The sequence below is a fragment of the Roseivirga spongicola genome, assembly GCF_034376045.1.
Lineage (GTDB): Bacteria > Bacteroidota > Bacteroidia > Cytophagales > Cyclobacteriaceae > Roseivirga > Roseivirga spongicola.
On record NZ_CP139724.1, the window covers coordinates 34,458 to 59,902 of the forward strand.

The window sequence follows — 25,445 nt, forward strand, 5'->3', positions numbered from 1 at the left end:
TGAGTGAAATATACTTTCTCAAAAGGCTCTGGATGTGCTTCGGTAGTATTTCATTCTGCTATTAGAGAATCGGGTATTAACAAATCGGTAAGTCTACATTCCCAAAGCCATAGTTTTGCAACACATCTTTTAGAAAAAGGAGTGGACATCAGGTATATCCAAGTTTTATTGGGACATAACTCAAGTCAGACCACAGAAATTTATACACATATAACACATAAGGGTTGGGAAAAATACAGTCACCTTTAGATAATTTAAACCTGGACGACTAAATTGAAAACATACGATAGCCATCAGAAATGCATGGCTATCGTGCATAAATATTAAATTATATGATTTATATCGTGCATAAAAGTGCACGATAGCTAACGTTGTGCCCCATTTAAAAAGCCAACGCTCAAACAGGCACATTTGCTTGCCCCAGCGCTAAAGGCTGACGCTTCGCAAGCAAAAGAGCCTGTTTTTTCCCTACACACTGAAGATACGATTGACAGCATCACTTGAACCTTTAACAGCATTACTTAAACTAATTCTTGCTTTTTCAGCTTGAACCGCACTGTCGATAATGTTCTGTTTTGCTTTCTTGTCCTTTGGAATAGGAATTATTATTTCATTCTTAAATATTGTCTCTCTGACTTCAGGTTGAGACGCAGTAATTGATAGATAGTAGATTTGCTTTCTGAAAAACTCTGATTCAAGAATACCCCACAATAGATATTTTTCATCTTGACTTTTCGGTCTTAGACCTATAAAGCCTGTAGTGACAAGTTGACCGTCAAATTCACTCGGAATAATTACTGTAGTTCCTCGGCTACTATTATTCTTGGCAAAAATCACATCATCTTTGCGAACCTGAAGCCTTGCTCTCGTAGGTAATGATTCAAAAGGCTCTTCACGATATTTTACAATAGTTCCATCAATTGTTACATCTCCAATTTCAAAATACTTATAGCTATTTCCACCAAAGTTTTTTTCCTGTCTCTTTTTAATCTCAGGTATAACTTCAAAGTCTCGACCATAAAAAAGATCAATTTCACCAGTATCTCTCAGTTCAAATAACTTTTCTCTCGCTTTAACTAATTCAGGAGCATAATAGAAGGCGTCCAAACGCTCTTTATTAAGTTTGTTTGGAGCAACAGTGAAAATCTGCATGGGACAACCAAGCGGTTCATCATTTGACTGATTATCGATTATTACGTCATCAATATCTTCTCCGTTTTGCCACCTTTCATAATATCGAATTATTTCACGAAGGTTGTTTCGATCAGGAGTAGGCTTTTTATGGTCGTCATGGCCAACATTGTTTGCAATCGCCATAAAGACATGACCTTGCTTTTCACCTTCACTTTTCCTCCTCAAATGAACGATTGAAGTCTTTACATTGGCCTCTGCACCGAAAAAAGTATTAAACGGCAAGGAAATCACCTGCACAAGAATAAAATTGTCAAGTAAAAAATCTCGGTATCTCTGACTTTTTTGACCGTTAATTACCGTATCATCAATAACGGTAGACAATTCGCCTGTCCCAGGTTTCAACAAATCAAAGTACCTTTCTAAGAACAGTACATTTGATTTTTCAGAATTTGTCATTTTCGTGCCGACCCTGTTCACTTTTGAGTATTGCTCTAACACAACCTTTTCATTTGGGTCTTTAGAGTCATACTTCATACTGAACGGTGGATTCGAAAGAATGACATCGAATTTCAAGTGATTTTTATTGAACTCGTCTCTTAGCTCTTTCAAACCTTGTTCTTCTTCTTTCGAAATTCCAGCCTCTGATTGAATTAACTTATCAAGGGCATCTGCTTTAAATATTTTGCTTCCACCATCTCCATGCAGGTACATATTTAATCGGGCAATTCGAGAAATTTTTGGGTTTGCGTCTATGCCATATAGGTGATTGTTCTTTGCTTCTTCTAAATATGCTTCCTTCTGTTTATCCGTTAGATTTGTTTTATTGTTTATATCCCTAACGAACTGAGCCATTGCATCAATTAAAAACCCACCACTACCACAGCATCCGTCAAAAACATAAGGAATTGATTCCTCCAGTGATTTCCCCTTGCTCACATTGATGGTTAATGGAGTAGATTCGACCATGTAATGGACAACTCCTCGTGGAGTAAAAAACTGACCTAAGCCCTTTCCTCGAACGGTGGCATTCAAGAATGTTTCAAACATTCTACCGTTAAGGTCTTCATCTATTCCATAAAGGTCAAAGTTTTGTAATTTCTTCACAACCTCATAAACTGTTGAAGCCTTTAGATTTAGACCTTCGTCTTTTTCAAATACTCTTTTCTTTTTGTTCCGTTTTATCTGCTCTTCAAGGTCTTCCTGAACTTGACTAAAAAGAATCTTATCAAAAGGATGTTCGATTCCATTCTTAGCCATCGCATCCAACCAGTGGGTTGAGAAAACAAAATCGTCTTTTGTCAATGAATCACCGTTTGAAAACTTATCATGGATTTTGTTGTCCTCTCGGATTTTAATAAACATGATTTTAGAGAACTCATAGAACGCATCTGTAGGACTGATTTTCTCTTTTTTCCAAATCAAATCATGACAGTCATTAAAAGCCTTCAACAGTGTGTGTAGCGTTGGTCTATCATGTTCAAAAACACCTTTTGTTGCCTTTGCGTGCTCAAAAGCTGAATAGGAAAGCTTAGACCTTAGTTCAATGAAACTCTCATTGTGCGGAGCAAAATCTTCAAACTTTAAGAAATGCTCAGGTTGACTGTTATCCCAAGGGTAGACAATAAGGTATAACCCATTCGTAAGAACAGTGAATATTACGGGATTCTTATCCTTAAACTTTTGGTTTAGACCAAGCGCATATGACGATACTTGATACTGATAATCTTCGATCTTTTCTGACGGTGCTTTAGCATCTATGACAATTATTGGATCACCAGCAGAATCAAACAAAACATAATCAGGCTTATACTTTTCTTTCTTAGAACCCTGACCAATGACCATTTCATCAAGGGAGCGTTTCCGCTTGACCCTATCATCAGGAAAAGAAAAATAGTTTAAAAGTCGCTCAACAAACAAAGCCTCAACATCTGCTTCATTCTTTAAATCAGTTGAATTGCAAAACAGATTTTTCATGACTTCTTTTTTAATTTTTTATATTCTACAGGATTCTCTGCAACCATGCTTATTGGCTCTTCAATCTCAAACTCATAACAACCGATAACATATAAACATTGAATAAAAAAAACAGCAGAAAAAGACCCTCGACTGATTTTATTAACAAGGCTCGTCTTGGACAATTCAACACCGATTCTATCCAACCTCTGAACGAGCTCATCATTCCCGACTCCTCGTTTGACCATCTCGGACTTCAATTTTCGCTTAACATACTCATTCCAAGGCTTCAAAATATCATATTTAAGTTTATAATCGCCAAATATGCGACTTATTATCATAAACAGCAAGTAAACTATTAAATTCGGTGATTTATACCCGCCATACACATTTCCAATTCGCTCACACCCAACGCGCTAAACAAAAATTGTAAATAAGTATGGCTAACTTTCCGAACTGAAAAAAAATAAAAACGAGGCACAATCGAGTAGACGGCCGTGAGCCATAAGCCCACGGTGCGCCTCCCGATGCCTCGGGACACACCACACAACTTGCGTGAGCTACTATTTCGGTACTTTCGTTCTTCCGAATTCAGTAAGATACCAGGCGGTTCATCGAATCAGGCCTTTACTTTTTTGATAATAGCTCATCAGAATTTTCTAAGCTCTTTTTGCTAGTTTATGCCTAGTAAAACTGGTTTCATGCCATTGACGTAAGGATGTCGTTAACTTGGCGTGTTCAGCAATTATTGTTCAGAACTAGATTTGCTGAAATATCAAACATCGTTGAACATGAAAACAAAAAAGTTAGGACAGAAATTAAAGGAACTAAGAGCCACTAGAGGAATGTCTCAAGAGTACTTGGCCGAAGAATCTAGAGTAAGCTTAAGAACCATCCAAAGAATTGAAAGTAACGAATCTGAGCCTACTGGAGAAACAATAAAAAGAATTGCCAATGCTTTAGATGTGCCAATAACCGAGCTTACCAATTCTGGAGCTGTAACAGAAACAAGCGATTTAAAAGCAACAATTATCTACCTCAAGAAACAGCTTTGTAAAACCAATAAAAAACCCGAAATCAAGGTTTTTGAAAAATTCATTGTGCTTCTTGAAAGACTAAAGGATAAGGATTTAAGCATAGAGCAAACTGAGTCAATTGAAAGTTATCTTCGATATTTAGAACTAGAAAAAATCCCTTCTTTCAACAACGAGATCTATAAGCAGAAACTAGCGAAGCTAAAAAGGCACCTTAGGAGCAAGTTGGGGTTCGTTCCAAACAACCATTACACCACTTGGACAGCCAGCTTTTCCCTTTCTTTTGCCATAGCCTTCGCTATTCAATCAAACATTGATGCTTACTTAAAATTAAGTGTAGCTTCGGTGGCTCTATTCATTGTAGGTGTTGGTATTTTTATAGATATGAGAATGAGAAGACAAGAACGAACCTTTAGTTTTTGATGCCCAAGGCATGCTTATAGGCTTTGAAAAGAGAAGTTTCCACTAATTCTAGAATCTTTCGCCTAGTCTAAGCCTTGAGAATGATTGCCATGATTATCTACTTATACCAAAAGGTTTTATTGTATCCAATAAAAGACTCCAAATCGAGAATTATAACTCTACAAATCTACTTTCTTGGTTTTGCAGCTCTATTGAACTCATATCTTTGCAGCTGGTGTTAAGCATCGGAAGACAAACGATGAATTATACTCAAGAGTAGAATCCTATGGAAAACAACAATATAAAAGCCTATTTAAGTGATGTGTTAAAAAATATGCCTGACGATTGGGTGAGGCTAACCACACATCGCCTAGATATTTATGATGAATCGAAAGCCAAAACGCAATTCATTGAACAATTCGAAGGGCTTTTCAATAATAAAAATGCCAATAAAGAGTCATTGGCTGCCTTGCCTACGGCTTTTGACTACATCCGTTTAGGCCATCCACTTTCATGTGTATTAGAGTGGGCCGTAGCTAAATTCAATAACCTACCAACCGATGGAGTCATTAGCTTTGCTTCTTCAACCATGCCAATAATGGCCATTTTGCGCAAAAATCTATTTGCCCAAAAGGCCACCAGAATTGTTTATACCGATAGCCTTCCACAGCACTTAGATGCGGAACGAATTAAAACCGTTTACGGCTACAACTTTGAATTGCAAAAGGTAGGTTCTATCAACGAAGTTTCCGCCTTTCAAGGAAGTACCATTTTCCTCTGTCAGCAAGAAGCACTATTCGACATTTCTTTAACTGATGAAGTAGACTTCTTTGTGAGCATTCACCCTCATTTAGGGAGCTTGATTTTAGCGAATGGAGAAGCCAACCAAGAATACATTGGTGAGATTCAGCATGTTCGAAGAAGAGAATCCATCGCTATGACACCTTCTAACTGTCAAGTAGCACTGCAACTGCTGACTGAGCAACAAACTGAAGAATCTATTGCGAATCCTTCGGAACAAAAACAGGCAGTCTTGAGCTGCATTAAAGACATTACAGGCTCCAATACCAAAGCCATTGTTGGTTCAAGTGGCCTTTCAGTTCAATATGCCCTAATGATGGGACTCATTGACTATTCTCAAACAGAATATGCGGGCAAAGCCATCAAGTTTGTGGTACCTCCAAACTGTTACGGAGGCACTAACGACCAAGCCAGACGTGTTGCCGCATGCTCTGAAAACATTGAGGTTGTAGACCTTTTGGTAGACAGTGGCAATAACATGGTAGACAGCCTAGATAGTGTATTAGGCAAAATTGCTCAAGAAGATGCTGTTGCGTTTATTATAGTTGAGATTCCTACTAACCCTAGGGTTGAAGTTCCAGACTTAGAGAAGTTAAAGCAGGTACTTACAGAGAGCAGAAAAACGGCCAATGGCGAGCAAGCCGTTGATCCAGTTTTTATTATCGATCAGACATTTTGCCCGAATGTTTCATTCTTAGGTGAAGAGGATATTCTTTCAGAAGTTAGAACCATCTCATACGTAAGCGGCTCTAAATTTCCTAGCGGAGGACTGTGTACCGCTGGTTATGGCTTAGCCAATAAAAGAGGCGCAGCACTAATGGATAAAATCGAAGAGCATCTGCTGCTATGCGATAATGAAGCTACAGACCTACAACTTGCGTTGCTAGCGCAGCAAATGCCTTCTATGATTCAAAGAATTGCAGATGCTTATGTGAACACTAGGGCCTTTGTGAATTTCATAAAAGAGCAACTGCCTGAAGCCAAAATTAATTTTGTGTCTGAAGAGCTGGCTCAACAAAGCTTCACTCCTTCCGTTTTTTCATTGGATCTTCCCACCAAGGGAGATACGGCTGAAGAAAGAGAAACCTACAAACGCGGTTTAAACAACAAACTCATCAACATGATGATTGGTCAAATTGCAGAAAGTAAATACTGCGTGAGCTACGGTCAGCTGAAAGGCGTTTATTGGACTATTCCGGCTACGTCTACACAAGGCACTACTAAAGAAGAAGACAAAGACTACATTGCTCGTGTATCATGCTCTCCAAATATGGACTTGGAAAAGCACCAACAAGTATTTCGACAGTTTGTAGAAGAGATTCAGTAGCAGCAAGAGGCTATCTCAAAAGTAATGAAGCTCGTCAATTCCTGCTTCACTAGGAAGCTCAACCTATGAAGCAGGATTAGTTCGATTCTCTCACCATTTTCGTAAATGGGACGGGAATAGAATGACAATTAGCTTTTGAGATGGCCTCTTTATTATTTCGCATCAAGCCTTTACAACTCCCCTCCTCCGCAGCAACTAGGCATACTGACTTCACTTTTTAGTAAAGCACACCTTTCATTTCAGCCTTTAGGCTAGAAAATCTCGCCCAAACCCTCAGATTTCTTCGATTTTTTTTGAACCTATCCCTTTTGATAGTTATTGTAATCATATCTAACGATACTTAGTTTTGCTACTATATATTTTATAGTAACTACAAAAAGAATATAATGAATATTACTGAAGCATTGGATTGGAGATACTCCACCAAAGAATTCGACCCGACAAAGAAAATCTCTGACGAAGACTTTCAAACCATTAAAGATTTACTTAGAAAAAGCCCTTCTAGTACAAACTTGCAGCCGTGGCATTTTGTAATTGCCTCTTCTGAAGAAGGAAAAAATAGAGTAGCCAAAGCCACTGAAGGTTTTTATCAGTTTAACAATGCCAAAGTGGTTAACGCATCGCATGTAGTGGTTTTCTGTACCAAAATAGATGCAGACCCAGAGCATATGGCCAAAGTGCTGGAGAAAGAAGATCAAGACGGTAGATTTGCTACCACAGAACACAAAGACGGAATGAACAACGGCCGAAATATGTTCGCCAACATTCATCGCTACGACCTTAAAGACATGACCCATTGGCTGGAAAAACAAGTTTACCTCAATATGGGCTCATTGCTTTTAGGCGCTGGACTAATGGAAATTGATGCTGTACCTATGGAAGGCGTAGATGCTAAAGCACTAGACGAAGAGTTCAACCTAAGAGAGAAAGGGTTCACTGCCTTTGCTGTAGTTTCATTAGGCTACAGGGCCGATTCTGACTTTAATGCTAAACTGCCAAAATCTAGGCTAGCAGAAGAAGAAATAATTACTGAAATATAAGAACTATGGACTCAGCCCAGAACAAGCAAAATGCTATAGCTTTCTACAAAACGGCTTATGAGGGTAACCCTCGGTTGGCTGTAGAGAAATACGTTGGCTCCGAATACATTCAGCACAATCCTGATGTTGCCAACGGAACAGAAGGCTTTATTGAATACTTTGAGCGAATGCAGCGCGAGTATCCGAATAAAAGCATTGAGTTTGTTCGCTGTATAGCAGAAGGAAACTTAGTAGCTCTACATACTCATCAAGTATGGCCTGACAATGACCAGTATGTTACTATGGATTTCTTTCGCTTCGATGCTGACGGTAAAATAGTTGAGCACTGGGATTCCATCCAACAGGTACCTGAGTCTTCAAAAAATCCCAATACAATGTATTAACTATCTATTGGTGATATTTCAAATTGTTGTAAATGTTAGGGGAAGTCAGAAATGGCTTCCTTTTTTTATAAAGTTCTGAAGTATTCTAGCACCGCCCTGGCCTGTGCCTCAGAAAGCCCCATATCAGACATTGGAGATCCGTTAAATTCCATGAACAAATCTTTCGCCAATGGATCTTCTTTGAGCATTTTCGCTGGTTCTAAAATCATATTCATTACCCACTCAGGGCTCCTTCTATCTAATACACCCTTCATGGCTGGCCCTATAAACTTATCGTTAACTTTGTGACAGATAACACAATACTGATTAAAAAGCACCTCGCCTTCCTTCGCTCTATCTAAGTCTATTTCTTCGGCCAACATTACGTCCCGTATTGGACCTACTCCCTTATTCTCCAAATCAATACGCTCAGAAGCCTTTACCTTACCGTCCTCTTTTCTTGTAGATTTATTGATATCGAAATTGTCTGTATTGTCCTTTTGACCAGAACAACTGGCTAATAACAGCCCTACAGCTAGTAAGATAAGGTTGAAAATAGTTTTCATAAGCTTCGCGTTTCAAGTTTAAGGTTCACAAGAAACTAGAAATCAGATTCAAAAAAAATCATTAACTAGAAGTCTCGAATTTTTCTGGAAGTTCCAATCCTGCATTTCTTACAAGACATAGGGCTGAACTGCCAAAATCTATAATAATTCGCTTTTACTAACACTTAACAAAATGAAAAGAAACGCGCTATTATTCATTTTGCTCTGTACATCCGTTTGGAGCTGCCAGTCGAACGAGGGCTGGGAAACACTATTCGATGGAAAAACTTTAGAGGGCTGGCATATTTATGGTCATGGTAAAAACTATAACGGGTGGTATATAGATGAAGGCGTTCTTGTGTTCGATCCCGAAGAAAGAACAGAAGCATTTAGTGCCAACCTCACTACAGACAAACAGTACAGTAGCTTTGAACTTTCTCTAGATTGGATGATCTCCGAACACGGTAATTCAGGCTTAATGTGGGGTGTGGTTGAAGCTGACAACTACGAGCACCCTTACCAAACTGGTGCCGAAATTCAGATTTTAGATGATGGCTGGTCGGAATATGTAAACGAAAGAGGAGATATCAATAGAGCAGGCTCTCTCTATAACCTGATGCCACCAAGCAAAGTGGTAAGCAAAGGTGCAGGCGAATGGAACAGCTACCTGCTGCATGTAGATCACAACAAAAATGAAGGCTTTCTCGATTTTAATGGCGAAAGGGTGTTGGAATTTCCCGTGAATGGCTCTGAATGGAAAAACCTGATTGAGCAGTCACCTTTTAGTGCTTGGGAGGGCTTCGGCTCATCTAAAAAGGGCCATATTTCTCTTCAAGAACATGGTGGCAAGGTAGCCTTCAGAAGAATAAAAATCAGGGAGTTGAACCAATAAGCCGTCTTATAAACTTAAAATCAAACGCAAGAATACTCTGAACGTATGACAGATCTGGAAAAACAATTAGACTTTATACACGAAATAGACAAGCTCAAGTATATAGAGCGAATGACCTGCCTTTTCAACAGCACCAGAAATGAAAATGATGCGGAGCACAGCTGGCACTTGTGCATGATGGCCCTGGTTCTTCATGGTCAGTCAAATGAAAAGATCGATTTGTTGAAAGTCTTGAAAATGCTTCTCATTCATGATATTGTTGAAATTGATGCCGGTGACACCTTTCTCTTCGACACCAAGAAAAGTCATGACAACACCGAAGAAGAACTAAAAGCAGCTAAGCGAATCTTCGGAATGCTCCCTGAAGAACAAGGGGTTGAACTGATAAAAGTATGGCAAGAGTTTGAAGCCGCTGAAACAGCAGAAGCTAAGTTTGCTAAAGCCATAGACAGACTAGCCCCAATGATGCAAAATGCTACAAACAATGGTGGTACCTGGGCACAACATAATGTTTCTTATGAAACTGTAATAGAGAAAAAGAAACGAATTAAAGATGGCTCTGAATCGCTCTGGGATTACGCTAAAGGTCTAGCTGACAATTATTACAAATAATGCTTAGAGGTATTAACCTCTGGTCATACTTTCGCTTTCCTTAAGTCACTGTACTTAAGCTCGGTTGATAAATTTGGCCAATTGAGAGAGTGGGTTAAAATTCACTCCAGCTTGCTCCATGAGTAACCTGTACTTTTCTGCCAAAACATGGTTATCAAGTCTGATGCACTGACGGTACTCATAATTGAGTCTTTCTTGTAGCGCTTTTCTCTCACTCTTAGTCCGAACTAGGTGAAATGCCTTTTCACAAACTTTAAACACAGAATTCATCTGCTCATTGAAGTGAAATCTATATCGTTGACTGCTCATACTACTCTGGAGCTTTCGCTTGTTCATGAGCACTTCGTTTAGATAGGCGTACTCATAAAACCTGCTAGACCTTACCCAAAAGTCAAAGTCTTCATAAGCCAAGCTTTCATCATAACCGCCCAACCTATCAAACACTTCTCTTTTGATAACCATAGTTGGAGTGCAAATGAAATAACGTTTAAGAATCCACTCGAAAACATCACCTGTCGGCACTTCCTTAATCATGCCTTTCTTCATCAGGCTCTCAGTGTGGTTTTCAATTACTTTTCCTGCTCCATCTATATAGTCTGCGTTGGAGAAAATCACACCAACTTTGTCTGAAACAGCTTCGAATTTTTCAATACTCTTTTTTAAAAAGTCTGGTTTCATTACATCATCTAAAGCAAAGTCTACGATGTAATTGCCAGAGCTTAAGGCGAGCCCTTCATTGAAGGTTTTAGTATAACCTTGGTTTTTAGCATGAAAAACCGTTTTAACATCTTTCCCTTCAATAGCACCCATTATGTTTTTCACACTTTCATCGGTACTTCCATCATCCAAAATAATCACCTCTACGGAGTCATAAGTCTGACCGAATAGGGAGTTTAAGGCCTCCTTTACATATAAGGCATGGTTAAATGAAATACAGATTACAGATACCGTAGGGTTCATCTAAAGAGGGTTCTTCTATTAAAGATGAGTAGAATTATGAAAAAGCCAATGTACCTCCACATGTAGCCTAAAGTTAGTGCTTCTAAGTCGTGAGTTTTTAACAGTAAAGAAATCACGCTCACGTAAATGAGTGCCGAAATAAGCTGAGCCGCTATGTACTTCATGGTCTGTACTTTCGCGCTAAGCAAATAGGCCAAGAGGTAGGCTAAAATACAGAAGAAATCTCCCACTACTTGATATTGCACCAGGTATGCAGCTCGCTCAAAACCATTGTCAAAGAATAGTTTGAGAATAAACTCTTTATTTAAATAGTAAACCCCTAAGCACAATACCGAAACAAAGGCTACAAAGCCCATCACCTTCAATACATAGCTTTTAAGTGCTACTTGATTATGAATGAGAGAAGCCATTTTAGGATAATAAACTACACCTACAGTACCCGTAAACACCAATAGATAACTGGTTGACATTTTTGCAACAGACTGCCAAAGGCCAGTTCTATCGAGTCCGTATAAATCAATGACGTAATCGCGAACACCAAAGTCTAAGAGCCTACCAAATATGATGGCGCTTATGGCCATGGCCACGAACTTTCCTACTTTCTTAAGCGACTCCCCATCTGGGCTGCCAAAACTTAACTTAATGCTTCGCCTTTTAAACATTAGGTAAGCAAAAGCCACAATTGCCATTAAACCGTAGCCAGCAGCAAAGCTCAATAGGGCCTCATCTACCGAGCCATACTTCACCCCCAAGTATACCAAGCCAACCAGCACAAATAGGCTAGTGATGTTGATTGTCGCATAAACTTTTACCTTCCGTAGTGCCAGAATAACCGAGTTCAGGTAGCCTGACATTAGCATTAGTAAGATGGATGGGATAAACAGCAGTAGAAATTGCTGGGTGGTCAATTCAACAATGAACCGATTGAAAAAATACTCTCCTTGCCAGAAGTAAAGCAAGCCAAAAGAAAGGGCAAAGATGATGAGTGTAACCCATAAACCAGTTTTAAAGATTCTCTTCTTTTGGTCTTCCGTCATCTCCGCATCCGACCAATATTTCATTATACTTCTGTTTACACCCTCATTAGGAAGCAGCGTAAACAGCGCTGTTAAATTCTGAAAATGAGAGAGTAAGGTAATGCCAGAAGTACCTAGCAGTACTGCGAAGAGTTTATTGATTGTTAGCCCTCCTAAAGCTCTAAAAACCACGGCTGTGAAGGACCAAGAAGAACTTCTTAGAAAATTAGACTTCAATATTTGTGTCTTTCCTTCTAGCTTATCTTTTTCCTCCAACTCCATGCCCTATATACCTTTCCGCCTAATCTTTCCTTAAACAACCTTAAACCTGTATTTACATTTTTATGCACGTATGAAGTACCTAGGTCCAAGTGAGTAAACCCATTAGCCTGACCCCATTCGTAGATTTTATTGGTCAACATAACCATAGGGCTATACGCATTATACGCGTCATAACTGGCGGGAAAGAAATTATACAATACCCTATCACTCACCTTTACTACAATAGACCCAGCTATCATCAACCCATGTTCGTTCTCTATGCCGAACGCGTGATATGCTTTTGGGTTTCTTTTGTTAGAATTATGCAAATCGGCCCATGTCATTGACAGGCCTTTGTCAGCTGCGGTTCTCCATCTATCTATCTGATGGAAAGCCCCGGCCAGCTCGCTCTTCCTATATTTCTTATAAGTAAAACCGGATTTCTCACACTTTTTGAGTCTCCGTTTTTGCATATCTACCATTTTCTCTGACAACGGTAAGCCATCAATGTCAATTCCATGATAGTCCCTTTCTTGAATAATGTCATACTCTAACTCTAGTAAGACATCGTTGATGGTATCCTGTAGCTGATAGTTTTCTGGTGGCTGATGTAACCTGATTTCCTGAATTCCTTCACTGGCCAGTGTGCTTTCTACAGCTTTGATGAAGTTTTTTAAATCTGCGGCAGATAAAGAATCTTCAAATTCAACCCCTCCAAAAGGAGCCTTTAGCGGACTGACAGCGATATCACCATCAACGCTCACAGCCAAATGTGCTAGATATTTATTACTGCTCTTATTAAAGAAATAGAAATACTTTTGTGGCAGATTATTATTGGCCTTCAAAAATGCTGGAGTGCTGTAAAGCAGCTGAGGGTAATTATACTCTCCCCCATCTATTGCGGAATTATGCAGCTCAAACTGCTCCATTAAAGTCTTCTTTATTTCGAATATAGTCTTCTTCAGAAAACTCATCTGAAGCCAAACCGAGTAATTGAGCTCCTCTGCTAAACAGCATTTTCCCCCACCACATGGCAGGAATGTATAAGCCCTGGTTTGGCTTATCTAAGGTATAATTCAGTACCCTACCTTTTCCGTCATCCAATACTGCCTCAATTATTCCATTAGTACATACAATCACTTGTTCGCCAGTTTTATGAGCATGACCGCCACGTACCTGTTGATCTGGCACTTCCGTAAGCCAGTAGACACGTTTCACCTCAAAAGGAATATCTCTTAGTCCCTCTAAATAGTTCAGTTGTCCTCGTGCCTCTGAAACACCCGAAAACATAAGAAAAGCTGGCTCTTTATTCATTGATTAAAATCTCTCTAGGGAAAGTAACTCATCTACTTTTCAGCGACAAGAAACTAGTTCAGTTTATGAGCTATAACTCTAAATTCAACAGCTATTTCTCGTTGCCATTAGTAAAGCTAAATAACCGATTATACAAAATAAAACTAGGTACTGAGCTAGTATCTACCGCCTGTTTTCAAGGGAATAAAGACTCCTATAAGAAGCTCAATTTCTGCACTTTATCCTGTCAAAGAATATTGACATTTCTATCAAATTCTATACGCCTGATTCGATGTTATGAATCAGGTGATCCGTTCAAGATTTATTACTTATCTATATCAACATCAAAAAACTTGATGTCAACCTCCTCCTTCAGCTCACCCTCTATATACTGTTGCACCAATTTGGGATAAATATCTCTTAACCTGAACAGTATGTCAAAAGCCACTAAAACATGGTGTCTATCACCTCTTCTTTCATTAACAATAGATCGGATTGTGGCCTTACTGAGCCCTAAAGCCTCAGCAACAAGCTCATAATCCCCATCTCTCTTACGCTTTTTTATTTCTTTAAAGCTACTCATATTCGTCACGATATCGCGTTACACACCTAGGATTTAACTGAAAATGTCCATCAATTCGAACAACACCTATAACCCATGTCATTTGGAGAAAAACTCAGAAAGCTTCGAGAAGCCAGAGGGTTAAGCCAGGAAGAGCTGGCTAACATGATGAATAAACTATGCACCAGTCAACTCAAACGTAATACCATATCCAACTATGAAAGGGGCATAAGCTTCCCAGACTACCAAAAGCTAACCACCTTAGTCAAAATTCTTGACACCACAAGTGACAACCTGTTAGGCATCTCTAAAAGACCCCGAAAATCTAGGTTAGGTCAAAAACCCTTGGAAACGGCAGCTAATGAAAAAGTAGTTGAGGCGACTTTTAGAAAAGAGTCGGCTGACTCATTTTCAAAAAATTCTAGAGATTCTTCTCCTGTAATAAGTGAAGTTAAATATATCTCTACTAAAGAGCATTATTTCTATGCAAAAAATAGTTCTAACCTAGCTTATATAGCAACACTCCCTACTATAAAGCTGCCATACAACAACGAAAAACAGCTCAGAGCCTTTCAGCTTCCATCGGATATGGAGCATCTGTTTGCCAACATGATTATTAAGTATGGCGATGTATTGATAGGTGAAAGAAATGAGTTAGCTACCATAGATGAAAATGTACTGTGCTACATTACTATATGGAAAGATCAAGGAGTGAAGCTGCTCAAGAAATTCGAACTAAAAAAGGCGTTGAATAACTCCGAAATGTTAGAAGTATGGACGCTCAAAGCAGTAATTACCTATGACGAAACCTACGATCACTCGCACAACTTATAGACAACGGACATCAGGAAGTTTGGCAATAACTTAGATAGCAATTAGTCTTTTGAGCTTCATAAAGAAAAGCTCAATAAGAACAAGTAAATTCGCGGGCTATGCTATATCTCTTGCTAACTATTCTTGCCAATGTGGCCATTTTCATGGCTTTTCGGTCATTCAGCAAGTTCAACATCAATACGCTTCCGGCCATAGTGGTCAACTATGGGGTTTGTGTTATCACAGGAACATTATATGTAGGTACAACTGCCATTAGTAGCGAATTTGCTCCTAACTCTTCTTGGTTTATTTCGGCCATAATACTTGGGCTCATATTTATAAGCACCTTCTTTTTAATGGCACATACCACACAGGTTAGAGGTGTTTCTGTGGCTACTGTTGCAAGTAAAATGAGTTTGGCTATCCCGGTAGTCTTTAGCCTTTTCGTATTTAAATATGCACTAAACGAGCTAGACACTTGGAATTATATTGGCATAGGGCTAGCATTTGTTTCCATTTGGCTAGTTAGTAGAAAAGCCAACAAGACGGCAGAGGTAAGACTTACTTTCAAGTTTCTACTTCTACCCATGTCTATTTTCTTTTTAGGCGGACTTATAGATACCTACCTTAACTACGTAAACCATCACTTCATTACTGAAGAAATAGAGTCAATATATCCCATTTTTGTGTTTGCATCTGCCTTTGTAACGGGCTGTATTGTTTGTTTGGTTAAGGGCGTTAAGTTTGGCAGAAAAGAATTAATAGGTGGCTTATGCCTAGGCGTACCTAATTATTTCTCCATTTACTTCAACCTAAAAGCGCTATCTGCTTTTGATAACAATGGAGCCATAGTTTATCCTGCCCTCAACATCGGAATCATTATTTGCTCTACTCTGCTCGCTATTGTGCTGTTCAAAGAAAAGCTATCTAAACTGAATTACATTGGTGTATTATTGGCATTAGTGGTCATCTTTCTTTTGAGCTATCAAGAGATTTTGAAAGCTTTGTAAAATGCAGGATTCATACCGCACCATTTCCAAAACCTCAGAAAGCTTATACAAAGAAAAGGGCAGTAAGTTCATTGGTATTGCCTTGCCTGCCAGAACTGAAGATGATGTAAAGGAGAAACTAGAAGAGATAAAGAAAACGTATTATGATGCCCGTCACCATTGCTATGCCTACATTTTAGGCGCTGATGGTGCTCAATACCGAGCCAATGACGATGGTGAGCCCAACCACTCTGCAGGCGACCCGATTCTAGGGCAAATTAGGTCGAAGGAGCTGACCAATACTTTAGTGGTTGTTGTAAGATATTTTGGCGGAACCAAGCTCGGAGTAAGCGGACTCATTAATGCTTATAAGATTACTGCAGCAGAGGCTTTAGAGCAGAATAAAGTAGTCGAAAAACTAATTACTAATTCAGTAAAGTTCATCTTCCCTTACGAAGAAATGAATGAGGTGATGAAGCTGGTGAGTGATTTTGAGTTGGAAATTGTCAGCCAAAATTTTGAAATGGAGTGTGAATTAAAGGCGGAAGTCATTGTTTCTAAGACAGAAGAGCTTAGAAACAAAGTAACTTTGCTGCAGAACTTAAGCCACCCAATTCAATTTGATATTCCTGAATGAAACACCGATACCAATTCCCGATAGAAAGCGAACGCATTAGCTTTCGATTATTAACCAAAGAAGACACCAAAGCTTGGGAAGCTTTCTTTACGGACAACCCATACCTACACTATGTAGGCGTTTTAGATTCAAAAACTCCTGAAGAAGAGTCTAAGATTTGGATTGAAAGGCAAATGAAACGCTATGGTGAAACAGGAGTCGGTATTTTGGCGGCTTGCCTCAAAGAAACTGGAGAGTTAATTGGTAATGCGGGCATTATCTGGCGTGAAGATGTGTTGGGCGAAGAGCGTTTCGAAATCGGTTACTCTGTTATTCCCAAATACTGGAAACAAGGTTATGCCTCTGAAATGGCTATCAGACTAAGGGAGTATTTTGAAGAACACAAGATAGACAGCAGTGTTATTTCTATCATTAATATTGACAACATCGGTTCGCAAAAAGTGGCTATGAATAACGGGATGTCAAGAAAGTGTGAGTTCGAATTCTTAAACACACCATGTTATATATACGAACGCATCTATAATAGGTAAGCAATAACATACTACGCACAAACTAACTCATTCATTAACAACACCTAAGTCTATTACCACTGATAGAAAAATCAATAAATAATCAATGATCTTCTTTTGATTCTAGCAGTCAAGCAGCGTAATTCATAAGCCAACTTTTTCAACCTTAGCTTATGAAAAATTTTGTTCAACGCGTTAAAGAACAAAATCGGATCCCTAAATCTGGAGAAATAAAAACCGCTAAAGACAGTTTTTTACGCGGTGCTTTTTGGGGTCTACTCCTACTCTCACTTTTTATAATGGCCTTTGCCGGTTTTTACTTCAGAACTGGCCTCCCTATAGCACTTCAAGTATCTGCCTATGTACTACTTGGTATTTTTGCTTTTTACCTGTTCCGATGGGTAGCTTCTGTACTTAAAGCTATTACCGATCATTTTCCCATTCGGTATTTGTCCATAATTCTCGCTGTCATTGGCATTGTTTTATTAGCACAAGAACTGAGACTGAGCTGGCCAAACGATGTGCTCAATTATACTTTAGCCGCATTTATTATTGGTGCCATTTTTATTGGAGGAGCTACCTATTCACTCATTAAAAAGCAAGGTTCCATTGCCTTCTGTACCTTCTCAGTTGTTCTAGGCCTTGTTTGTTTTTACCTCCCTCTTCGTCAGGTTATTCCTTCTGGAGAAGACTCTTATCCCGTAGATTTTCAACCTGTAATAAAAAATAGCTTAACAGACCTTGGCATTAGTAACCCTTCAGAAAATGGAGACTATAGCTTCAAGTACTTTACTTATGGCAGCGGGAATAACGATAGAAGACCTGAGTTTGGAGATAGTGTAGATTACCAGACGGAAACCGTAGACGCTAGCCTACTGCTCCCTGATTGGAGTGGTAAAAAGAAAAAATGGAGAGAGCGCTTTTGGGGATTTGGAATTGAAGAAGCCCCTATAAATGGCAGGGTTTGGATGCCTGAAAAAGAGGAGAAATCACCTATAGTACTTATTGTTCATGGTAACCATGGCATGGAGCACTTCTCAGACCCTGGCTATGCCTATTTGGGCGAATTATTGGCTAGCAGAGGTTTTATAACCGTGTCTGTAGATGAAAACTACATTAACGGAACGTGGTCTGGAGACTTTAGGGGAAAGGAAATGCCAATACGCGCTTGGTTGCTTCTGAAGCATTTAGAACAATGGAAAAATTGGACTGAAGACACTTCTTCAGATTTCTTCGAACGGGCCGATTTGGAAAATGTGATACTCATAGGTCATTCTAGAGGTGGCGAAGCGGTAAGCATTGCCGCACAGTTCAATGAATTAGCCTACTTTCCAGACAATGCAAACGTTAAGTTCGACTTTAATTTTGGCATTAAAGGTTTGGTAACCATTGCTCCTACAGATCAGCGATATTTTAGAAGAATGGAGCTCAAAAACATCAACTATCTTTCTCTTCAGGGCTCATACGATGCCGATGAAGTTAGTTTCTTTGGCTTGAGGCAATATCAACGCATTAACTATACCGACTCCTTAGAATACTTTAAAGCAGGAGTACTGATTCACCGAGCAAACCATGGTCAGTTTAACTCTATTTGGGGGAGAAGAGATTTCGGAGAACCTTATGGCTGGTTTTTAAATACTGGAGCATTAATAAGCGGTGAAGAACAAAGAAAAGCTGCCAAAGTATACATTTCTGCTTTTGCCGAACGAGTGTTTAATCAAAGAGAAGACCTAGAACCATTGTTTGTCAACTCTGCAACTGCTGCGGATTGGCTTCCTAACACGGTATTCTTAAATAACTACTCTACTTCAAAAGATTCTATTTTAGTGAATTACGAAGAAGATATTGACCTTACTTCAACGTCTATTGGTAAAGCAGCAGGCAATAACTTAATGGTTTGGAGAGAGCAACCACTGATGATGCGCGGTGGAGAAACACAAGGCACCAATGCTGTAATCTTAGGCTGGGACAATGACTCTATCAGCGCCACCGCTGCTTATCAGCTTTCATTAAACGATAGTTTAGATATGGCTAACTACTCGGAATTACTGCTCACCTTGGGGCGAGCTAGTGACAAAGACTTGGAGGTTGCTGACACTACAGACATTGACTTTCAAATACAACTGATTACCGATTCTGACACCTTCGCTACTAGCTTACTACAACACAAAAGGCTTGCTCCAAAGCTTAAAGTAAGGTATATGAAACTCGAAGGAATGAATAACTCCTTTGGAGGAAACTGGGAGATTGCTACTGAATCAGTAAGCATACCACTATCTGATTTTGGAGCTGATTCTACTACCGTGAAGTCCATTAGATTCATATTCAACCAAACAGAAAAAGGGCTAATAGCCCTTGATAATATTGGTTTTAGACACTAGCCAATCCCCTCCTGATTTAAGAGGGGCTAGAGGGTGGTCATTCAGACCTTAATGAGCGAGCAGGATTTGCCAGTGCTGCCCTTCTCGCCTGATTGACCACAACGGCTATAGCAAAAACTAGTGCAACTAGTCCTGTTAACGCGAAAATCCACCAATCTAAAGAGGTTCTAATGGTGTAGCGCTGTAGGTAGCTGCTAAGTAAGAAATACGCTAAGGGAGCAAATATTACAAACGACATTAGTACAAGCTTTGCGAAATCTCGAGACATAAGCCCTACCAAATTTGTAACTGACGCTCCAAGCACCTTTCTTATTCCAATCTCTTTAATTCTCTGTTGTGCGGTATAAGAAGCCAGTCCGAACAAGCCTAAACCCGTAATAAATATGGTAAGCAAAGCAAAAATCATTGACAGTTTCCGGGTCAGGTTTATAGTTGTGTACTTTCTTTCAAAAGCTACATCTACAAACTCATATTCAAACGGATAAGCAGGATTGTATTCTTCAAAAACCTCCTGAACCCCGGCTAATAAAGACTGCATATTATTAGTTGCTGGTAAACGAAGTGTAACTGAACCGCCCCAGTCATCTATTACCATAAACATTGGCCTAACTTCTTCATAAGGAGAGCCCATCATCACATTATCAACAACACCTACTAAGGTTCTTTTTTCTCCCCACAAGTCTAACTGAGTTCCTACAGGGTCACCTTCTATGCCCATCAAATCTAAAGCAGATTTATTGATCACTATAGCTGAAGAATCGGTAGCAAACTCTTTGCTCAAGTCTCTACCAAAAAGCATTTCTGCCCCCATGGTTTCTGCCCAGTCATAGCCTCGCACAACGGTAACAAACATCACCTTTTGACTTTCTGGCTTACCTGGCCACCCCAAAAAATTGTTTGAATTAATACTGGTAACACGGCTATTAGATCGTGTCATATTAACAATCAGGTTCTTCCGCTTAAGCTCATTCTTTATAACATCATAGTTCTCGGATATAGCATCGGTCAAGGTCATTGAAATCAAACCCTCTTGACTGTAGCCAATATCTCTGCTCTTAGCTAGGTCGATCTGCTTGAGAATTACAATAGTGCTGATTATCAAAACTATAGCAAATCCAAACTGAAGCATAACAAGTATTCTTCTCGGCAGGTTGGCATTCTTGCCTACAGATATTTTTCCTTTTAAGGTTTTTACCGGATTGAAGGAAGAAAGGTAAAGAGAAGGGTAGCTACCAGAAATTACACCAGTAACTAAAATAATAGCCAATGAGAACACCCAAAATTGAGAAGCTCCAAAATCAATACTCAACTGCTTATCTACCAAATTATTGTAAGAAGGCAAAGCCACAAAAACTAGTAGTAAAGCGAACAAATAAGAAATTAGGGAGATGAGGACAGACTCTCCATAAAACTGCATAATTAACTGACCTCGTTTTGAACCCAAAGTCTTTCTAATCCCTACTTCTTTGGCCCTTCTTTCGGAGCGGGCGGTCGCCAAGTTCATAAAGTTGATGCACGCTATTATCAAAATGAACAAGGCAATTATGGAGAATAGAGTTACATATTCATGCTGACCGCCCGACTCAACACCATTTTCAAAGCTGGTATGAAGCCTCCATCGTGGCATTGGGTGTAAAAAGAACTCTCTTGGCACATCGGTTTGTCCCTTTTCAGTGAGTATGTCTTTAATGCCTGCTTCTACTTCTGTTTCATCGGTAGTATTGGCCAGCTCTACAAAGACTTGAAATGAATAATTTCCCCAGTTCTGTTCATTATCTCTTACCCACTGCTGTATAGATGCCCTGTGTTTCCACGGAATCAGATAATCAAACTGAAAAGTTGAGTTCTGAGGAATATCTTTGAATATGCCTGTTACTTGAAGTGTACTAGCATCTTCAACCTTTAGGAATTTTCCTATTGGGTCTTCGCCCTCTTCAAACATGGTAGCGGCTAACTTCTCAGAGATAACAATAGAAGAAGGGTCATCTAATACCATACTTCTGTCTCCTTCAACCATAGGAAACTCAAACATATCCAGAAACTCCTCACTTACATAATAGCCCTGAATATTGATTCTCTTGTCACCATTAGCCACTAACCTCTTACCACCCCAGCCAGTTACTGCAGAATTCACAATTTTGGCGTGAGCAGACTTCAGCTCTAAATAAGTAGGTAGAGGAACCGAGTTCCAGGACTGAACACTCCCATCATAGCTGGCATTTACCCATACCTGATGAAGCTTATCTACTTTTGGAATAAACCTGTCAAACGATGTTTCATCTCTTACCCAAAGCAGTATGAGAATACTGCAGGCAATTCCTACAGAAAGACCTGAGATGTTAATTACAGAGTAAAGTGAGTTTTTACGAAGGCTGCGAAAAGCAACCACTATGAAGTTCTTGAGCATTTTGACCTTTGAGTTGATTTGTTAAACAAAGACTTTGGTGCAAGCAATTCGTTACACCAAAGTCTTTACTTTATTTTCTAACCACTGCTCTACCCGACCCTGTAGAGATTCTAATTCGTATGTCTTTGGAGCCAACCTTGGCCTCTTTTACATAGTTTTTTCTACCTCTCCAGCCTCTATCTTCTTCATATTCCTTATCGAAACGAAAAGGAGCGCTGATGTCATCTTTATCTCCAGCTTTCATGTAGAACACACCTTCAATTTCTTGACCATTGAAATCTAAGGTTGCGTTTCCTGAACCTGTGTTGAGAGAAAGGTCGTTGCTTAATGGACTTGCCAGAATAACACGTGCATTACCAGAGCCTGTGTTAAATGATGAGGGACCAGTAATGGTTGCCTCTTCAACTTCTATATTTCCACTACCTGTGTTAAAGTCTAGTTCTCCTTCAACTTCTCTGGCTCTTATGTTTCCACTACCAGTATTGAAACGCGCGCCATCTTTCAACTTTATATTTTCAAGCCTGATAGAGCCAGAACCGGTGTTAGCCGTTGTTCTTCCATCTATATCTCTCAAAGAAATATTGCCCGAACCGGTATTCGCTCGAACCTCTCCTATCACCCTATCTACTTCAATATTGCCCGAACCGGTGTTTGAATTCAGCTCTACATTTATGCCCGATACTTCTATATTTCCTGAGCCAGTTTTAAACTCCAACTCCAGTCCATCAGGTATTTCTAGAGTCCATTCAGAGTATCCCTTTGTCCAACGGCTTCTGCGGAAATCTTCTTCAATGTAAAGTCTGTCACCACTTAGGTCGAACTCAGGCGTATAATCATCCTCATCGTAGGTATATTCTACGGTAACTTTTACCTGATTGGAAGTACTCTTTTTGATTGTCCCATTTCCTGAAGCGGTAGTAAGGCGTATGCTTTTAATACCTGTGAAGGTTTTCTCTACTTTCTCCTGAGCCTGAACAGTTACAAGTGCAGCAAAGAAAATTAAGGTTGTTAATGTTGATTTGAGTTTATGCATCATATTAAGGTTTGTCATAGAGACACCTTAGTTTTTGAAAGGATGCACAGAAATAAAAAAAGAGTCTGTCTTAAATGTTGATTGTTATTCCCGGCCCCTACCAGGAATGACCGTAATTACGTCTTTGTAGTCAGCCTTCTCTCATAAAGCGGCTGTGGCTAATTAGTCCTTAAGCTGGCTTCTAAGCATGTTAGCATAAGTGGCTAACGCACTTTGGCTTTCCTCTAAATTCTTTTTGAAAGCCTCCATATTCTTCGGGTCGATATCTAACACCGTATTGAAAACTTTGCTGTAATAGTCTACCCAAGTATTCAGTATATCTAGCTCAATGGCTTTATCTGCACCACTTGCAATATTACTCTTACTCAAGTTCATTTCTTGCTGTAACCGAATTGTGGCCTTGGTGGTAGTATTCAGCAAAATCATGTTGGCTAAATTATCTTCGTTCTCAGTAAGCATAAGCGCTATGGCCAAAGCACCTGTTCCAACATTATGCATTGTTTCTTTCGAAACTTTATCTAATCTGTCTCCATCAGTATGGTAAAACTGATCGGTGAAGTGCCAGAGTAAAAGTCCAGGGATATTACCCTGAAGGAAAGGAACATGGTCACTACCTCCTTCGAAAGGATTGAAATTGACCTCCCAATTCTTTTGCTCGCCTATATTTTTGAAGACGGAGATAACTAAATCATTAAAGTAATGTGGCTTCAATTGTTCTTTAGTAAGCGGTCTACCACCCCATTCTGAGTGCTTTTCAACTCCTCTTACCCAAATAGCACCTGGGTCAGGCATTTTCTCTATTAGGAATGTTCCGCCCGTTTTTTCAGTGTCTTCACCTACCATATCGAGGCTCATTCCCCACTTAATACCCTTGGCTCGTTCTTTATCTTCTTGTACATACCTTCTGGTAGACACTATCTCATCTCCAAAAAGGTAGGTAATTGTTCTTTCCGGATTTATTTGATTAGCCTGAAGTAATCTGGCACTAGAAGCTGCCACTTCAGCTAAAACACCTACCCCACTGGCATTATCATTGGCTCCAGGTTCTTGAACGTGGGCACTGAAAACAAAGCGTTCTTCTGGCATTTTACTTCCTTTCAGTTCTGCAACCAAGGTAAGTTCTTCAGACTCATAAATACGAGTCTCCACATTGAGAAGAATCTCATTTTGATTCTTGGACGCAGCTTCTTTTATGGTTTGATAAGCTTTTTGCGATAGCAGAATGGCAAATGATTTTGCTTCTTCATTTAAACCGATTCCTGAAAACGATATAGAGTTAACGTGTTTAGTTGGTTGGTTATAGCTTGGAATACTGTAGGCCATCACGCCTAAAGCGCCTCTTTTCACCACTGCTTCTTGAAAGAGCATTCTGGCCGAGCCTGAACCAACCACAACTTTGCCTTTCATGTCGAATTCATCGTACTGGCTGGGTTTTGCATCTCCAACAAACAGCATTTCATACTTCTTTTCTCCTCCCGTACTGAAGGAGTTGATGGCTATCATATTTCGGTTGGTCTCAAAGTTTAGCACCTCTTGACCAGAAGCTAACTTTAGACTTGCAGAAACTGGCTCCCAAGTTTTTCGCTCTAAAGCTCTTTTCTCTATTCTATAAGTAAGTCTGTCATTAGCTTTTGCAACAGATTCCTTTACAAAACCTGCCTTTTCTAGTTTTTTGGCTACATGGTAAATGCTAGCATCAAACCCCTCGTTACCTACTACTCTGAAGTACTTTTCTACAAAGGCCACTGTGCTATAAGCCTCATTTTTATTGAAGGTCTTATCAACCAGATCAATGTATCGTTCTTGAAAATCATCGACCTGAAAGGCGTTGGCAGATAAACTCACCATTAAGGCGAAAAGAAAAAGCACTGTTGTTCTCATAAGAAAAAGTTAAAACGAAAAAGTAAGTATTCTAAAGGTTTAGGATTAGATATACCCCCAGCCCTCTAGCTTCTTGTATATCTCCAGACAAATCCAAGCATCTGTAGCCGCATAATTGAGCTGTTTTTGGGTAAGCTCTTCCACCTCCCAGTTAGACGTTTGGGCCGATTTGGAAATCCGAATCTCTAAAATCATTGCAGCTAAATTTCTAGCTCCAATGCTTTCGGCTCCAAGCTCTTCCATGGTGTCATTGAGGTCTAAAAAGCCTTTCGGCTCAAAAGATCTTAGTCGGTCTAAAAGGTTATAATCATCTTTCAGTCCTATCCCTATTTTTAGAATGTTCTCATTCTGAAGCAGGTCATGAATACAGTCTAAAACTCCTACTTTATGAATTCTAAGTAGAAAGACCTTATTCTCGGTTGCTACCTGAATTAATCCAATATTTCGAATTTGTCCTTTTTGAAAAGTAGGTTTTGCTTCTGTATCGAAACCTACTATTTCAGCCTGATTGATTTCTCTAACAGCATTTTCTATCTGTTCTTCTGTTGCAGCCACCACTATTTTCCCCGTGTAGTGACTTAGGGGAAATTCCATGACCTCA

At 39.5% G+C, this 25,445-nt stretch carries 24 protein-coding genes; 12 read left to right on the top strand and 12 right to left on the bottom strand.

Translation table 11 applies throughout. The annotated features are described in order from the left end of the window. The first annotated feature begins 3 nt into the window (after positions 1–3). Positions 4–249 (top strand): tyrosine-type recombinase/integrase, encoded by a 246-nt coding sequence (locus tag T7867_RS00155; protein ID WP_157717595.1) that lies wholly within the window; start codon positions 4–6, stop codon positions 247–249. Between the two features lie 219 nt (positions 250–468). Here the strand turns inward: T7867_RS00155 and T7867_RS00160 are convergent, their stop codons facing one another. Further along, positions 469–3,108 (bottom strand): N-6 DNA methylase, encoded by a 2,640-nt coding sequence (locus T7867_RS00160; protein WP_068220070.1) that lies wholly within the window; start codon positions 3,106–3,108, stop codon positions 469–471. Further along, a complete protein-coding gene (locus T7867_RS19635) occupies positions 3,105–3,428 on the bottom strand; it encodes a DUF6471 domain-containing protein (RefSeq protein ID WP_221405986.1) in 324 nt (107 codons plus the stop codon). Before T7867_RS19635 ends, T7867_RS00160 begins: the two co-directional genes overlap by 4 nt. 450 nt (positions 3,429–3,878) lie before the next feature. Here T7867_RS19635 and T7867_RS00165 point away from each other — a divergent pair, with 450 nt between their 5' ends. The 4 genes from T7867_RS00165 to T7867_RS00180 all read left to right on the top strand — a co-directional run bounded on the left by T7867_RS00165 (position 3,879) and on the right by T7867_RS00180 (position 8,074). Beyond that, positions 3,879–4,544 (top strand): helix-turn-helix domain-containing protein, encoded by a 666-nt coding sequence (locus T7867_RS00165; RefSeq protein WP_322299715.1) that lies wholly within the window; start codon positions 3,879–3,881, stop codon positions 4,542–4,544. Between the two features lie 265 nt (positions 4,545–4,809). Beyond that, positions 4,810–6,651 (top strand): PLP-dependent aminotransferase family protein, encoded by a 1,842-nt coding sequence (locus tag T7867_RS00170; protein ID WP_322299716.1) that lies wholly within the window; start codon positions 4,810–4,812, stop codon positions 6,649–6,651. A 386-nt stretch (positions 6,652–7,037) separates the two neighbouring features. Beyond that, positions 7,038–7,691, top strand: coding sequence for an oxygen-insensitive NAD(P)H nitroreductase (nfsB, locus tag T7867_RS00175; protein ID WP_322299717.1), 654 nt, complete (start codon positions 7,038–7,040; stop codon positions 7,689–7,691). Positions 7,692–7,696: 5 nt separating this feature from the next. Continuing rightward, positions 7,697–8,074, top strand: coding sequence for a nuclear transport factor 2 family protein (locus tag T7867_RS00180; RefSeq protein ID WP_322299718.1), 378 nt, complete (start codon positions 7,697–7,699; stop codon positions 8,072–8,074). Positions 8,075–8,139: 65 nt separating this feature from the next. Here the strand turns inward: T7867_RS00180 and T7867_RS00185 are convergent, their stop codons facing one another. Beyond that, the gene (locus T7867_RS00185; RefSeq protein WP_322299719.1) at positions 8,140–8,619 is read right to left on the bottom strand and encodes a c-type cytochrome; all 480 of its coding nucleotides are present in this window, start codon (positions 8,617–8,619) and stop codon (positions 8,140–8,142) included. 172 nt (positions 8,620–8,791) lie between these two features. On the opposite strand from T7867_RS00185, the gene T7867_RS00190 reads away from it, so the two are divergent. Both T7867_RS00190 and T7867_RS00195 read left to right on the top strand, forming a co-directional pair. Beyond that, positions 8,792–9,490 (top strand): 3-keto-disaccharide hydrolase, encoded by a 699-nt coding sequence (locus tag T7867_RS00190; RefSeq protein ID WP_322299720.1) that lies wholly within the window; start codon positions 8,792–8,794, stop codon positions 9,488–9,490. A gap of 45 nt (positions 9,491–9,535) precedes the next feature. After that, positions 9,536–10,102 (top strand): HD domain-containing protein, encoded by a 567-nt coding sequence (locus T7867_RS00195; RefSeq protein WP_322299721.1) that lies wholly within the window; start codon positions 9,536–9,538, stop codon positions 10,100–10,102. A 54-nt stretch (positions 10,103–10,156) separates the two neighbouring features. Here the strand turns inward: T7867_RS00195 and T7867_RS00200 are convergent, their stop codons facing one another. The 5 genes from T7867_RS00200 to T7867_RS00220 all read right to left on the bottom strand — a co-directional run bounded on the left by T7867_RS00200 (position 10,157) and on the right by T7867_RS00220 (position 14,215). After that, the gene (locus tag T7867_RS00200) at positions 10,157–11,062 is read right to left on the bottom strand and encodes a glycosyltransferase (protein WP_273515835.1); all 906 of its coding nucleotides are present in this window, start codon (positions 11,060–11,062) and stop codon (positions 10,157–10,159) included. Beyond that, positions 11,059–12,360 (bottom strand): MATE family efflux transporter, encoded by a 1,302-nt coding sequence (locus T7867_RS00205; protein ID WP_273515834.1) that lies wholly within the window; start codon positions 12,358–12,360, stop codon positions 11,059–11,061. Before T7867_RS00205 ends, T7867_RS00200 begins: the two co-directional genes overlap by 4 nt. Then, positions 12,333–13,268, bottom strand: a complete 936-nt coding sequence (locus T7867_RS00210; RefSeq protein ID WP_068220041.1) for a GNAT family N-acetyltransferase — start codon at positions 13,266–13,268, stop codon at positions 12,333–12,335. The genes T7867_RS00205 and T7867_RS00210 overlap by 28 nt, the downstream gene beginning before the upstream one ends. Then, complete coding sequence (locus tag T7867_RS00215) at positions 13,255–13,653, bottom strand: sugar 3,4-ketoisomerase (RefSeq protein WP_068220038.1); 399 nt, start codon at positions 13,651–13,653, stop codon at positions 13,255–13,257. The genes T7867_RS00210 and T7867_RS00215 overlap by 14 nt, the downstream gene beginning before the upstream one ends. Before the next feature lie 304 nt (positions 13,654–13,957). After that, the gene (locus T7867_RS00220; protein ID WP_157717594.1) at positions 13,958–14,215 is read right to left on the bottom strand and encodes a hypothetical protein; all 258 of its coding nucleotides are present in this window, start codon (positions 14,213–14,215) and stop codon (positions 13,958–13,960) included. A 75-nt stretch (positions 14,216–14,290) separates the two neighbouring features. On the opposite strand from T7867_RS00220, the gene T7867_RS00225 reads away from it, so the two are divergent. The 5 genes from T7867_RS00225 to T7867_RS00245 all read left to right on the top strand — a co-directional run bounded on the left by T7867_RS00225 (position 14,291) and on the right by T7867_RS00245 (position 19,523). After that, on the top strand, positions 14,291–15,028 hold the full coding sequence (locus T7867_RS00225) for a helix-turn-helix domain-containing protein (RefSeq protein ID WP_068220033.1): 738 nt from the start codon (positions 14,291–14,293) through the stop codon (positions 15,026–15,028). Positions 15,029–15,126: 98 nt separating this feature from the next. Next, positions 15,127–16,017 carry a hypothetical protein gene (locus tag T7867_RS00230; protein WP_068220030.1) on the top strand — a complete coding sequence of 297 codons (891 nt, stop codon included), beginning with the start codon at positions 15,127–15,129 and terminating at the stop codon, positions 16,015–16,017. Between the two features lies 1 nt (position 16,018). Beyond that, on the top strand, positions 16,019–16,633 hold the full coding sequence (locus T7867_RS00235; protein WP_322299722.1) for an IMPACT family protein: 615 nt from the start codon (positions 16,019–16,021) through the stop codon (positions 16,631–16,633). Continuing rightward, entirely contained in the window at positions 16,630–17,163 is a 534-nt protein-coding gene (locus tag T7867_RS00240; protein WP_322299723.1) for a GNAT family N-acetyltransferase, read from the top strand. The genes T7867_RS00235 and T7867_RS00240 overlap by 4 nt, the downstream gene beginning before the upstream one ends. 152 nt (positions 17,164–17,315) lie before the next feature. Further along, a complete protein-coding gene (locus T7867_RS00245; RefSeq protein WP_322299724.1) occupies positions 17,316–19,523 on the top strand; it encodes a hypothetical protein in 2,208 nt (735 codons plus the stop codon). A gap of 37 nt (positions 19,524–19,560) precedes the next feature. Here T7867_RS00245 and T7867_RS00250 read toward each other — a convergent pair whose 3' ends face one another. The 4 genes from T7867_RS00250 to T7867_RS00265 all read right to left on the bottom strand — a co-directional run bounded on the left by T7867_RS00250 (position 19,561) and on the right by T7867_RS00265 (position 25,438). Beyond that, entirely contained in the window at positions 19,561–21,930 is a 2,370-nt protein-coding gene (locus T7867_RS00250) for an ABC transporter permease (protein ID WP_068220019.1), read from the bottom strand. A gap of 70 nt (positions 21,931–22,000) precedes the next feature. Further along, positions 22,001–22,981 (bottom strand): DUF4097 family beta strand repeat-containing protein, encoded by a 981-nt coding sequence (locus tag T7867_RS00255; protein ID WP_068220015.1) that lies wholly within the window; start codon positions 22,979–22,981, stop codon positions 22,001–22,003. Between the two features lie 144 nt (positions 22,982–23,125). After that, complete coding sequence (locus T7867_RS00260) at positions 23,126–24,844, bottom strand: M28 family peptidase (protein WP_068220012.1); 1,719 nt, start codon at positions 24,842–24,844, stop codon at positions 23,126–23,128. A gap of 45 nt (positions 24,845–24,889) precedes the next feature. Further along, positions 24,890–25,438, bottom strand: coding sequence for a 3'-5' exonuclease (locus tag T7867_RS00265; RefSeq protein WP_221405985.1), 549 nt, complete (start codon positions 25,436–25,438; stop codon positions 24,890–24,892). Between the last annotated feature and the right edge of the window lie 7 nt (positions 25,439–25,445).